The organism is Vibrio sp. CB1-5 (genome assembly GCF_059412285.1).
On record NZ_JBJHPB010000030.1, the window covers coordinates 24,925 to 37,865 of the forward strand.

Sequence of the window (12,941 nt, forward strand, 5' to 3'; positions counted from 1 at the left end):
GAAATCCCTGTAATCTCTTATTATTCTGCTAGGTCATTGGGGCGAATTCTATAATGTTAACAGCATGCTAACAATGGTCAAATGTTAATTCCATTCAGTTTGTTGATTTAAATCAATAGGCGCTTTGTAACAAATATTAATAGTATTGGGCAGAGGCTAAATTTTAGATAGTATGAGTATCGATGCACAACTTTGGAGTGCTTATTCAAACATTGCAATGCATTTTCTCACTGCGTGGGAATGCGATGGCTACGCTGTTATAACGGCTTGTAACCCACGAAGTCATCAACTAAGTGATGAGGAAAACTGCATAAAAAACCGAGAGCTAGAACGAAACTTAGTAGGTTTTCAACATGTAAGTGTGAACGTCGGTGACCCAAGCTTTGAGTGGGTGGAGGCGAGTTTTGCAGTAGACATCTCGTTTTCTCTAGCATGTGAGTTAGCGCAAAAATATGAGCAAAATGCCATCTACTGGGTCGAAAATGGTGTACTGTTTCTGGTCTCCTGTGATGAAGAGCAGACGCAAAAGAATTTAGGCTTGTTGAGTCAGTACGTGTGTCAATGACCAGTCTGACTGGGCAAGCGAAAAGGGATTTTACTTTAATGCTCTCTAAAGGTGCGGCTGTTTTCGTACCTATTGAGCTATTATCACGGAGGAAACATGAGAGATATCACACCTGATATTTGTGACCAACACGAAGACAAAGTGATGCTGCTGAACTTACCGCTGCAGAACTTTGGTCAACGCGCCGCCTTCTGGGGCGAGATTGTCACGGTACGTTGCTACCACGACAACTCTCTGGTGCGTGAAGTGCTCGGCCACGATGGGAAAGGGAAAGTACTCTTTGTTGATGGGAATGGCTCGTGCGCAAAAGCGCTTTTGGGCGACCAGTTGGCGATCATGGCCATTGAAAATGGCTGGGAAGGTGTCATCGTTAATGGCGCGATACGCGATGTGGCCGCGATGTCGGAGATGGATCTTGGAGTGAAAGCACTCGCAGCGTGTCCATTTAAGACGGAAAAGCGCGGAGCTGGGCAAATCAACGTCACACTGACCATGAACAATCAAATTGTTCAGCCAGGTCACTATGTGTATTCAGATTGGAATGGGGTGCTGATTAGTAAGGAAGCACTGGAGTTTTAGTCTTTGATAGGTAATAGCTGTACCTACACTCTCAACTAAAAACGGAAGCCTAGACCGACCTCAACCCCTTGCTGAACTTTTTCAAAGTCAAAGGTGGCGTGAACGTCTAGGTTTTCTGTTAACCTCATTCGGCTCGAAATCTCGGCCGCCATTGCACCTTGTGTTTCATTATTTTCTTCGTATTGATATCCACGCAGCGTACTCTTAACAGAGATACGATCAGACACCTGATAGTTAACACCACTTAGAAAACCACGGTCATTAGAAATGTCTGAATTGTTGAGGCGGGCACCAATGTACACGTCTAGAGAATCAAATACAGCGTATGAGTAGCCGCTATCAACGTTCCACACATCAAAAGAGTCTGCGCTGCTGGATTTACTACCAGAAGATAAGAAGAAGCTGTGAGGTGATTGGTTATGCTGGGAAGGGAGCTCAGGGAGTTCAACAGCAAGAGTTGAGGCGCTAAATAATAAACCATTAAAAACCAATAACGCTGGGGCGTATAAAGACACTGCTCTCATGGCACCACTCCTTGGTTATCGTTTTTATAGATTATTGATTTCTAATTAAAGCACAAAATCTAAGCAAAAAGTTGTAAAACTATATAGCATTTAGTTATGTTCAAAGATCCCAACTGCATATAAATGTATTACTATTCTTTTTTATGCTTTTGATAAAAAAATGCTCTCCAAGCAACAAAAGTACAATTTTTGATTGACTAATCGCCAACAAATGCGGTACACGTATGGGTAAGCACATAACAGAATCTGAAGCACGACCTATTATGTTTAATCACCAGCACGTAGTAATGACCACCACCATTATTATTACCGACATTATCGTTGGGGCAGGCTGGTAGACGGAAGAAATTCAAAAACAAGGCCTGTATCACCAAGATACGGGCCTTTTTTTTACCTGTTTTGAGTATTTCGGGAGGAAAGGATGCGAGTACTAAAATTTGGAGGCTCATCGTTAGCCGATGCAGACCGTTTTTTAAGAGCGGCGGACATCATCGCCAACAATGCCCAGCAAGAAGACTTAGCTGTGGTGCTATCAGCACCGGGTAAAACTACTAACAAACTAGTGGCTGTTATTGAGACCGCACTAAAGAACAATGAAGTTGAACTGCAAATCTCTGAGCTAGAGACTTCATTCAATGACCTGTTCACCAACATTAAGAAAGTCCTCCCGAACATTGACAGCACGGACTTTGACAATCAAGTCAAAACGTCGCTGTTCCAGCTTCATCAGTTTGTTCATGGTATCCGCCTTCTTGGTACTTGCCCTGACCACGTTAACGCTCGCATCATTTCTAAAGGTGAGCGCATCTCCATCCAGTTGATGAAAGCTGTCCTTATCGCCAAAGGCCAAGCCGCGGACCTGATCGACCCTGTAAAATACCTGTTTGCCAACGGCGACCACCTAGAAGCTATGGTTGACGTTGAAGTGTCGACTCAAAACTTCCAAGCGAATCCGCTTGCTGAGGGTGTTGTACACATCATGCCTGGCTTCACTGCGGGCAATGCGAAAGGCGAACTAGTGACGCTAGGTCGTAATGGCTCGGACTACTCAGCAGCGGTACTGGCCGCGTGTTTGCGTGCGGATTGTTGTGAAATCTGGACCGACGTTGATGGTGTTTACAACTGTGACCCAAGATTGGTTGACGATGCGCGCCTTCTTAAGTCTCTTAGCTATCAAGAAGCGATGGAGCTCTCTTACTTCGGTGCTTCGGTTCTTCACCCGAAAACTATTGCTCCAATTGCTCAATTCCATATCCCTTGTCTTATCAAGAACTCCTTTAACCCACAGGGTGCGGGGACTTTGATCGGTCAAGACACTGGCGAAGACAACCTACCAATTAAAGGTATCACCACACTTTCTAACCTCATCATGGTTAACGTATCTGGTCCAGGCATGAAGGGCATGGTAGGTATGGCAAGCCGCGTATTTGGCGCGATGTCATCGGCAGGTGTCTCAATTGTTCTCATTACTCAATCTTCATCAGAGTACAGCATCAGTTTCTGTATCGAAGAAGAAGACAAGCTAGAAGCTGAGCGTGCTCTTAGTGAAGCGTTCGAGCTTGAGCTTAAAAACGGTCTGCTTGAACCTGTAGAGTTCATGGACGACGTTGCTATCGTAACGCTAGTCGGTGACGGTATGCGCACTTCTCGCGGCGTTGCCTCTCAGTTCTTTTCATCACTTGCTGAAGTAAACGTAAACATTGTGGCGATTGCTCAGGGCTCATCAGAGCGCGCGATTTCAGCAGTTATCCCAGAAGATAAGATTTCTGAAGCCATCAAAGCGTGTCATGAGAACCTATTTAACTCTAAGCACTTCCTTGATGTGTTTGTTGTTGGTGTTGGCGGCGTCGGTGGTGAGCTGGTGGATCAGATCCAAAGACAACAAGCAAAACTGGCTGAAAAAGGCATCGTCATCCGCGTATGTGGTCTAGCAAACAGTAAGGGTGTGCTGCTAGATGGAAATGGTCTTCCGCTAGAGCAGTGGCGTGACCGTATGGGTGATGTCAGTGAGCGATTCACTGTTGCTGGCCTTGCGGCATTGGTACAGCGCAACCACATCATCAACCCTGTGTTGGTTGATTGTACGTCTAGCGAAGATATCGCGAATCAATACGCTGAGTTCTTAGCGGCTGGCTTCCACGTAGTGACGCCAAACAAGAAAGCGAATACAGCAAGCATGTCGTACTACCATCAGCTTCGCGACGTGGCTCGCAGCTCTCGCCGTAAGCTGATGTATGAAACAACAGTAGGTGCAGGCCTACCAGTTATCGAAAACTTACAGAACCTGATTGCTGCGGGTGATGAACTTGAGAAGTTCAACGGCATCCTGTCTGGCTCTCTATCATTCATCTTCGGTAAGTTGGATGAAGGGCTAACGCTGAGCCAAGCAACCAATGTAGCCAAAGATAAAGGTTTTACTGAGCCGGACCCACGAGACGATCTCTCTGGTATGGACGTGGCGCGTAAGCTCCTTATTCTGGCGCGTGAAGCGGGTATGGCGCTTGAGCTTGAAGATGTAGAAGTTGATCAAGCTCTGCCACCAGGCTTTGATGATTCAGGCTCTATCGATGAGTTTATGGCTCGTTTGCCAGAAGCTGATGCTTACTTCAGCGAGTTGGTAGAAAACGCCGCTAAAGAAGGCAAAGTACTTCGTTATGTCGGTGAGATCGCCGATGGTAAGTGCCGAGTTCGCATTGCAGCTGTCGATGAAAACGACCCGATGTTTAAGATCAAAGATGGCGAGAACGCACTGGCCTTCTACAGCCGTTACTATCAGCCAATCCCACTGGTACTTCGCGGCTACGGCGCAGGTACAGAAGTGACTGCTGCGGGTGTCTTCTCGGACGTGATGCGTACGTTAGGCTGGAAACTAGGAGTATAAGATGAGTGATAGCGTTGTCGTTTATGCGCCTGCCTCGATTGGCAATGTAAGCGTTGGCTTTGATGTATTGGGCGCGGCGGTATCACCTGTTGATGGTACCCTGCTTGGTGATTGTGTTGAGGTAAAACTGGGCGATAAACCGTTTGACCTTGCCACCAAAGGCAGCTTTGTTGATAAGCTACCAAGCGATCCAAAAGAGAACATCGTTTACGATTGCTGGAAGGTTTATGCCCGCGAGCTAGACAAAAAAGGTGTGACACTCAAGCCTGTCTACATGACGCTTGAGAAGAACATGCCTATTGGCTCTGGACTAGGTTCTAGCGCCTGTTCTATTGTTGCAGCGCTCGACGCTCTGAACCAGTTCCACGGTAATCCACTGAATGAAACTGAGCTTCTCGCGCTAATGGGTGAGATGGAAGGTCAAATTTCTGGTGGTATCCATTATGACAATGTGGCACCTTGCTATCTAGGCGGCGTGCAGTTGATGCTGGAAGAGTTCGGCATCATCAGCCAAGAAGTACCATGCTTTGATGAGTGGTACTGGGTTATGGCTTATCCTGGCATCAAAGTGTCGACTGCAGAAGCGCGTGAGATCCTACCATCTCAGTATCGCAGACAAGATATCATTGCCCATGGTCGCCACTTAGCTGGGTTCATTCACGCTTGTCACTCTAATCAACCTGAGTTGGCGGCGAAGATGATCAAAGATGTTATCGCCGAACCTTATCGCGCTAAATTGCTACCAGGGTTTAGCAAAGCTCGTGAATACGCTGCAACAGCCGGTGCACTAGCAACAGGAATTTCAGGCAGCGGCCCAACGCTATTCAGCATCTGTAAAGACAAAGATGTCGCAGATAGAGTGGCTCGCTGGTTAGAAGAGAATTACGTACAAAATAACGAAGGATTTGTCCATGTTTGTCGCTTAGATAAACAGGGCTCGAAGGTAACAGGAAGTAAGCTATGAAGCTGTACAACATCAAAGAGAATGACGAGCAAGTCTCGTTTGGCCAAGCCGTTCGCCAAGGTTTAGGTCGCAACCAAGGTCTATTTTTTCCATCTGAGCTGCCAAAGTTTGATGATGTAGACGCACTGTTGGCTGAAGACTTTGTCACGCGTAGCGCAAAGATTTTGTCTGCGCTTATCGGTGATGAGCTTGCAGCAGAAAAAGTGAATGAATTGGTCGACAATGCATTCCAATTCCCAGCGCCTATCAATCAAGTAAAAGACGGCGTGTATGCGCTTGAGCTTTTCCACGGTCCAACGCTGGCGTTTAAAGACTTTGGTGGCCGCTTTATGGCTCAGTCTTTGGCGGCAGTCTCTGATGGTGGCAAGATCACTATCCTTACAGCGACATCAGGCGATACTGGGGCGGCAGTTGCTCATGCGTTTTACGGCATGGAAGACATCAATGTGGTTATCCTTTATCCAAAAGGCAAGATCAGCCCGCTGCAGGAGAAGCTGTTCTGCACATTAGGCAAGAACATCCACACAGTGGCAATCAACGGCGACTTTGATGCCTGTCAGGCGCTAGTTAAGCAAGCCTTTGACGATGCGGCGCTGCGTGAAGAGATCGGCCTTAACTCGGCGAACTCGATCAATATCAGCCGTCTGATGGCGCAGATCTGTTACTACTTCGAAGCGGCATCTCAGATGTCTAAACAAGAGCGTGAGAACTTAGTTGTATCGGTTCCAAGTGGTAACTTTGGTAACCTAACGGCAGGTCTATTGGCGAAAGCACTAGGTCTTCCTATCAAACGTTTCATTGCCGCAACTAATGCCAACGATACGGTGCCTCGTTACCTAGAAACAGGTGAGTGGGATCCTAAGCCAACGGTTGCAACAACTTCAAATGCAATGGACGTAAGCCAGCCAAACAACTGGCCACGTATCGAAGAGCTATGCCAAATCAAAGGCTGGGGTCTAGATACGCTAGGCAAAGGCATGGTGACGGATGAGCAAAGTGCAGAGTCAGTCCGTGATCTCAACGCTCAAGGCTACCTGTGTGAGCCACACGGCGCAATTGCTTACCGCTTGCTGGACGAGCAACTGCAAGAAGGCGAAACCGGTCTGTTCTTGTGTACTGCGCACCCTGCGAAGTTTAAAGAAGTCGTGGACGATATCCTAGGCTCAGACATCGAGCTACCGGGTCCATTGGCAAAACACGCGGCGATGGAGCTGTTATCTGAAGATCTTGATAACGACTTTGATGCACTGAAAACCGTGTTACGTCGAGTTCAGTAATCAAGCACTATCATTTCAATGCTCAAGTTAATCGTTAGCTTGGGCATTTTTTTCGTTAAAGAGCAAGTTGCTAGCTCATTACTTCCGAATAGTGCTCAGCCTGTTTCGTTGTTATGCACCAAGTACTTTACGAAGCCCGATACGACAGTGGCCTTTTGGAAAACCATCAAAGCGCGTGAACTCCACAAACCCCAATTTTTGATAAAACGCCGGCGCTTGCCAACTTTGAGTCCATAACCAAAGTCCGGATAGTTTGTGTTCGATGGCATATTGCTCTGCGTGTTTCATCAGTTTACTGCCCATTCCTGTACCTCGGCAGCGGTCATCCACCCAAAGCTCACTGATATACATCCAGTCCCAAAGAATATCTGCAGTCACAACAGCAATCAGCTCACCATTGTCATCGCGAACCGTCCAATTGACGCGCTGCTTGTCATAGGTTGGCGCCTCTTGCACCTGACTATGAGACTCAAGCCCTGCAGTAAGCTCATTTTGTGATTTGTCATCCAGGCTACCTTGAGTGAATTCGATATTAGGCATTGTGACCTCTGTTGCTGCGTAAGCGGAAAGAAAGATGATGGTCGAAAATGGTACTAGAGTTGGTTGGCTTTTCCTATGAGTGTATGGCGGAGATAGCTTATTGGCTTGGGAAAGGAAAATTAGCGATGGGAATGACAAAAGCCCCCAGCACATGTGAGGGCTTTGATTGTTGAGCTCAGTAGAGCCTAGCGTTTAGGGATAACTTACGCCGTCTCTGTTTCACCGGTCGGTTTCTCTTCATCCGCTAAGTCAATATCACCTTTGCCTTTTGATTTCTTAATCACGTAGCCTGCGATAGAAAGTGAAGACACGATACCAAGGATGGTTGATAGCTGCATTGGCAGACCGAAGCCTAGTGTCGCGTTGTTCAGGATGAAGGTAATGACTACCGTTGTCATGAATACCGCTGGTACTGTGGTTACCCAGTGAAGCTTGTTGTGGCGTAGTAGGTAAGCCGAGGCAGTCCAAAGCATCATTACTGCCGTGGTTTGGTTAGCAAAACCGAAGTAGCGCCAGATAACACCAAAGTCTACTTGAGTTAGGATGCCACCGATAACGAACAGTGGGATAGCCATCATCAGGCGGTTACGCAGTGTCTTTTGCTCCATGTTGAAGTATTCAGCAAGGATAAGACGGCTTGAACGGAACGCCGTGTCACCAGACGTAATCGGTAGAATAACCACACCTAGGAAGGCAAGCACACCACCAAACACACCCAGTAGACCAAATGACGCGCTGTAAACCACGTTACCAGGACCGCCGTTCTTCACAGCTTCTGCTAGAGAGTCGATAGAGCCGAAGAAAGATAGCGCCAGTGCACACCAGATTAGCGCGATAACACCTTCACCAATCATTGCTCCGTAGAATACGAAGCGACCATTCTTTTCATTTTCCATACAGCGAGCCATCAGCGGAGACTGAGTCGCGTGGAAGCCTGAGATAGCACCACAAGCGATGGTAATGAATAGTGCTGGCCAAAGTGGCAGGTCATTTGGGTTCATGTTGGTGAACATGTCACTGACCTCAAAGCCGCCCATGATTTGGTGCTCGCTTGACAGTGCAACCGCTGTGATAAGGCCAACAGACATGAAGATAAGTAGTGCACCGAATAGCGGGTAGAAACGGCCGATGATTTTATCAACAGGAACAATGGTCGCGATGATGTAGTACGCGAAAATAATCACTACCATAGTGGTCATGCTCATTGACATGTCCATTTGGTCGTTCACTAGGTTAGTAATCATGCCAGCAGGCGCGGAAACGAAAACCACACCAACCAGTAGCAATAGGACGATGGCAAAAATGTTCATAAAGTGTTTGGCGCCATTGCCTAGGTAACGACCGGTAATCGTAGGTACAGATGCACCGCCATTGCGAACAGATAACATACCTGAGAAGTAATCGTGAACCGCACCAGCGAAGATACAGCCGATAACAATCCAAAGCATTGCTGCAGGACCATATAGGGCACCCATGATAGGGCCGAAGATTGGACCGACACCTGCGATGTTCAGTAGTTGAACCAAGTACACTTTCTTGGTCGACATTGGAACGTAATCCACACCGTCAGCTTTCGTATGAGCGGGGGTTTGACGTTTTTCGTTAATACCAAAGACCTTCTCAATGAAAGCCCCGTAGATAAAGTAGCCGCCAATCAAGGCTGCAACACAAGTTAAAAACCACAACATAACTGTTATCCCTAGTTTGTGATGACATTAATTTCTGGTAACCATTATAAAAATGATGAATTGGCTCGACATTGCCTTATTCGGTTAGTGGCGAAATAGATGATTAAGTGGTCAATAGTTAAGTTAAGTGGTTTTGCTGATAACTGAGCGGTCGAATTTAACAGGTGAGTGGCAGAATAAAACCGTGAAGTGGGTCACTTTCGCTGCTTCAGAGTGGTAAAAACGACTCAGAACTGGCATTGTTATCGACAGACAATTTAAACGATCACAAAGGGAAATCATGAGAGCGCTAATCATTGTTGCAACCAGTTTACTGGCGTTCGGCTGTGCCAAGGGTGTGGACGACCTTGCTAAAGAGGGAAGCTGGGATCAGATCGGCTATCAAGATGGCGTGAGAGGTCAGCTATCTCGCAGTTATTCAGATTTGAACAAGCTCGGTGAAGCGGTGCACTCTGAATATGATGCGGGGTATCAGCGCGGTATTATCGAGTTTTGTGATGCTGATTTCGCGTATCAGATTGGTCTGTCCGGTCAATACTATACTGGTGCGTGTGAAGGTCTACCCGAGGCACAGCGTTTTCGTATGGAGTGGCAGCGAGGCTGGACGGATTACTCTCAGCAAAGTGGTTTTTAACCGCCTCTCTCATTGCAGTAAAAGAATTGCCGTAAAAAGGGTTAGCTTAGAGCTAACCCTTTTGGTTGTTTATGACTGCCCAATGTAAAGCATTGTTTAACTGGCGCTGTTCTCGCTATCTACCGCTTTACGAAGAAATCCATCTTGCTTTGTAAGCTGTTTCTCGGCGCTGGCTTTGTCCAGGCCTGTTAGGAGCATCAATATAGATAGCTTCACATCGTAGTCTGTCTGTTTGAGTGCTGTCGTTGCCGCTTCTTTGTTGCAGTCAGTCGCTTGCATCACGATGCGAGTTGCACGGGCAACCAATTTTGCGTTGGTTGCTTTCACATCCACCATCAGATTTTGATAGCTTTTGCCCAAGCGAATCATACTCGCGGTGGTAAGCATGTTTAGAACCAGCTTTTGTGCAGTGCCCGATTTTAAGCGTGTCGAACCGGTCAGCGCTTCTGGCCCGACTACTGGGCTAATTGCGATGCTCGCTACGTTGGCAATATCAGAGGCTGGATTACATGATAGTGCCACCGACGTTGCGCCTACTTCGTTGGTATACTCAAGAGCACCAATGACATAAGGCGTACGCCCGCTCGCCGCGATGCCCACCACCACATCTTTGTCGGTAAGTGCGATATCCTTTAAGTCTTGTGCGCCGAGCACTGGGTCATCTTCTGCTCCCTCTTTGGCTTTAAACATCGCATCTTTACCGCCAGCAATAATGCCTATCACCATTTCAGGGTCGGTACCAAAGGTAGGCGGGCACTCCGATGCATCTAACACACCTAGGCGGCCACTGGTTCCGGCGCCAACATAGAGTAAGCGCCCGCCATGTTTGAAGGCATGGGTAATGGCATCAACCGCCGTAGCAATCTCAGGAATGACTTTTTCAACCGCTAGTGGAACCAGGCTGTCTTGCTGATTCATGCGCATTAGGATTTGCTCTGATGAAAGCAGGTCGATATCCATGGTTTCCGGATTGCGCCCTTCAGAGACGAGCTGGGAAAGCGCATTTAATAAAGCGTCGTTTGTCATAGTGAGTCCTAGTCAGCTGGGTAAAAGACACCTAGCGGTACGGCTTTGCTGGCGCCGGTCACCGAAGGTAGGTTGCTTGGGATTTTATTTATAAAACAGTGCGCCAGCCAAGCGAAAGCCATCGACTCCATATAGTCACCACTGATTGCTTCGCTATCGGTAGAATCGACATGCCAGTGTGTCAGCAGCTCGCTAAGGCGGCTCATGATAATCGGGTTGTTAGAGCCCCCGCCACAGACCAGCAGTTTTGGGCTGGCACCAACGCAGTATGGTTTGACTGCTTGGGCGATAGTTATGGCGGTAAACTCAGTCAGCGTGCGCAATATATCGTGGTTGTTAACGGTGTTATCTAGTTTTTCTAGCTGAGCTTGCAACCACTCACCGTGATAATACTCGCGCCCGGTACTTTTAGGAGCGCTGCGCTTAAGGTAAGGGTCGGTGAGCATCTGTGCCAGCAAGCTATCGTTAACGTGTCCTTGTTTGGCAAGGCGTGCATCTTGATCAAAAGCTTGGGAGAACGCTTGGGTACACCAATGATCCAAAAGCACATTGCCGGGGCCGGTATCAAATCCTACCACATCACCATTTGGTTGCAGGACGGATACATTAGCAATGCCGCCAATATTAAGGATCACTTGAGTCGATTCACTGTCGCCAAACAGGTAGCGATGAAATGCAGGCACCAACGGCGCTCCTTGACCACCTAGCGCCATGTCTTTACGCCTGAAATCACCGACGGTATTAATGCCTGTGAGCGCAGCAACTAGGTTGTTATCGCCAAGCTGAATAGTAAATGGCGTGTCACCATCTGGTTGGTGAAAAACCGTCTGGCCATGATTGCCGATTGCGGTGATGTCATCAGTGTTGTAGTTCGATTTTGCCAGTAGTGAGTCAACCGCTCGCGCATAGAGTTTGCCGAGTTTATGGTCGAGCTCACCGATTTTTTTTAGGCTGGTGGGCTGTCCCTGGCATATCGCGAGTACCTCACTTTTTAGGGCGTCGGGATAGCTCAAGAAATCGCTGTCGACGAGACGAATCTGCTTGTCCCTAATCGCAACAATGGCGGTGTCGACACCATCTAGGCTAGTGCCTGACATGATACCGATATACAGCGCTTCCTTTGACATCATAAACTTACTCCGTTTTTACTCAGCTTTATTGTAAATCAAAAACAATAGGAATAACCTCTGGGGATGCCCATTTGATAATAAATTTGCAGAGGAGCAATTATGGGACCGCTATGGATTGATGTGGCAGGCTACGAACTGACTGCGGAAGATCGCGAAATTTTAGAGCACCCAACCGTCGGTGGCTTGATTCTGTTTGCTAGAAACTACCACGACTCCGAGCAGCTTATTGAACTCAATCGACAAATTCGTCAAGCGGTGAAGAAGCCGATTGTCATTGGTGTCGATCAAGAGGGTGGGCGAGTACAGCGTTTCCGTGATGGGTTTACTCTGCTTCCGCCAGCGGCACGTTACGCCAAGCTAAAAGACGAGGCGTTGGCTCATCAAGCGGGTTGGCTGATGGCCGCAGAGCTGATTGCTCATGATATTGATTTAAGCTTTGCCCCGGTACTTGACCAAGGTGAGCAAAGCAAAGCCATTGGTAACCGCGCCTTTGGTGATAACTTCCAGACTATCGTGCAATACACTACAGCCTTCATGGCGGGCATGAAATCTGCGGGTATGGCGACAACCGGTAAGCACTTTCCTGGACACGGTGGCGTAACCGCAGATTCGCACCTTGAAACACCCGTGGATAATCGAGACTCTATTTTTGAGGATGACATGCGTATCTTCCAGGCTCACATCAAAGCAGGCGTGCTTGATGCGATGATGCCAGCACACGTGGTGTTTCCTCATTACGATGACAAACCTGCGAGCGGCTCAAGCTATTGGTTAAAAGAAGTGCTTCGCAAACAGCTTGGCTTCAATGGCATTGTGTTTTCTGATGACCTTTCTATGGAAGGCGCTGCGATCATGGGTGGCCCTGCGGCGCGCGCTCAGCAAGCACTCGATGCGGGCTGTGATACGCTGTTAATGTGTAATAACCGCAGCTCGACGATCGAAGTCTTGGATAACCTGCCGATTACCAAAGTGAAGCAGGCAAGTCGCATGCTCAGAAAGAAAAACTTTGAGCTTGAAGAGCTTAAGAAAAGTGCTCAGTGGAAAGCAGCGAATAGTAAAGTTCTGTCGGCGCTAGAAGGCTAAAGACAGAAGCAAAAACAGCGAGCTAAGCTCGCTGTTTTTGTAGGTAAGTA

12 protein-coding genes are annotated in these 12,941 nt (G+C 47.7%); 7 read left to right on the forward strand and 5 right to left on the reverse strand.

The window, feature by feature from the left end; all coding sequences use genetic code 11:
• Positions 1 to 172 precede the first annotated feature (172 nt).
• Positions 173 to 565 carry a DUF3293 domain-containing protein gene (locus ACJB0T_RS18220; protein WP_479288788.1) on the forward strand — a complete coding sequence of 131 codons (393 nt, stop codon included), beginning with the start codon at positions 173 to 175 and terminating at the stop codon, positions 563 to 565.
• A 96-nt stretch (positions 566 to 661) separates the two neighbouring features.
• Positions 662 to 1,144, forward strand: a complete 483-nt coding sequence (locus ACJB0T_RS18225) for a putative 4-hydroxy-4-methyl-2-oxoglutarate aldolase (protein WP_479288789.1) — start codon at positions 662 to 664, stop codon at positions 1,142 to 1,144.
• A gap of 35 nt (positions 1,145 to 1,179) precedes the next feature.
• On the opposite strand, the gene ACJB0T_RS18230 is transcribed toward ACJB0T_RS18225, so the two are convergent.
• Positions 1,180 to 1,668: a ribonuclease regulator gene (locus ACJB0T_RS18230; protein ID WP_479288790.1), complete on the reverse strand. Its 489-nt coding sequence runs from the start codon at positions 1,666 to 1,668 to the stop codon at positions 1,180 to 1,182.
• Between the two features lie 421 nt (positions 1,669 to 2,089).
• Here ACJB0T_RS18230 and thrA point away from each other — a divergent pair, with 421 nt between their 5' ends.
• From thrA to thrC, 3 genes are read left to right on the forward strand one after another with little or no spacing between them, the layout of a single operon-like run.
• The gene (gene thrA, locus ACJB0T_RS18235; RefSeq protein ID WP_479288791.1) at positions 2,090 to 4,549 is read left to right on the forward strand and encodes a bifunctional aspartate kinase/homoserine dehydrogenase I; all 2,460 of its coding nucleotides are present in this window, start codon (positions 2,090 to 2,092) and stop codon (positions 4,547 to 4,549) included.
• 1 nt (position 4,550) lies between these two features.
• Positions 4,551 to 5,513, forward strand: a complete 963-nt coding sequence (gene thrB / locus ACJB0T_RS18240) for a homoserine kinase (protein ID WP_479288792.1) — start codon at positions 4,551 to 4,553, stop codon at positions 5,511 to 5,513.
• Entirely contained in the window at positions 5,510 to 6,790 is a 1,281-nt protein-coding gene (gene thrC / locus ACJB0T_RS18245; protein ID WP_479288793.1) for a threonine synthase, read from the forward strand. The genes thrB and thrC overlap by 4 nt, the downstream gene beginning before the upstream one ends.
• A 111-nt stretch (positions 6,791 to 6,901) precedes the next feature.
• Here the strand turns inward: thrC and ACJB0T_RS18250 are convergent, their stop codons facing one another.
• Together ACJB0T_RS18250 and ACJB0T_RS18255 are read right to left on the reverse strand one after the other, a co-directional pair.
• Complete coding sequence (locus ACJB0T_RS18250) at positions 6,902 to 7,330, reverse strand: GNAT family N-acetyltransferase (protein ID WP_479288794.1); 429 nt, start codon at positions 7,328 to 7,330, stop codon at positions 6,902 to 6,904.
• 203 nt (positions 7,331 to 7,533) lie between these two features.
• On the reverse strand, positions 7,534 to 9,018 hold the full coding sequence (locus ACJB0T_RS18255) for a carbon starvation CstA family protein (RefSeq protein WP_479288795.1): 1,485 nt from the start codon (positions 9,016 to 9,018) through the stop codon (positions 7,534 to 7,536).
• 277 nt (positions 9,019 to 9,295) lie between these two features.
• On the opposite strand from ACJB0T_RS18255, the gene ACJB0T_RS18260 reads away from it, so the two are divergent.
• Positions 9,296 to 9,652 carry a DUF2799 domain-containing protein gene (locus ACJB0T_RS18260; RefSeq protein ID WP_042476057.1) on the forward strand — a complete coding sequence of 119 codons (357 nt, stop codon included), beginning with the start codon at positions 9,296 to 9,298 and terminating at the stop codon, positions 9,650 to 9,652.
• Positions 9,653 to 9,748: 96 nt separating this feature from the next.
• On the opposite strand, the gene murQ is transcribed toward ACJB0T_RS18260, so the two are convergent.
• Together murQ and ACJB0T_RS18270 are read right to left on the reverse strand one after the other, a co-directional pair.
• Positions 9,749 to 10,678, reverse strand: a complete 930-nt coding sequence (gene murQ / locus ACJB0T_RS18265; RefSeq protein WP_479288796.1) for an N-acetylmuramic acid 6-phosphate etherase — start codon at positions 10,676 to 10,678, stop codon at positions 9,749 to 9,751.
• A gap of 8 nt (positions 10,679 to 10,686) precedes the next feature.
• A complete protein-coding gene (locus tag ACJB0T_RS18270; RefSeq protein WP_479292191.1) occupies positions 10,687 to 11,805 on the reverse strand; it encodes an anhydro-N-acetylmuramic acid kinase in 1,119 nt (372 codons plus the stop codon).
• Between the two features lie 102 nt (positions 11,806 to 11,907).
• On the opposite strand from ACJB0T_RS18270, the gene nagZ reads away from it, so the two are divergent.
• Positions 11,908 to 12,891, forward strand: coding sequence for a beta-N-acetylhexosaminidase (gene nagZ, locus ACJB0T_RS18275; RefSeq protein WP_479288797.1), 984 nt, complete (start codon positions 11,908 to 11,910; stop codon positions 12,889 to 12,891).
• The last annotated feature ends 50 nt before the right edge of the window (positions 12,892 to 12,941 follow it).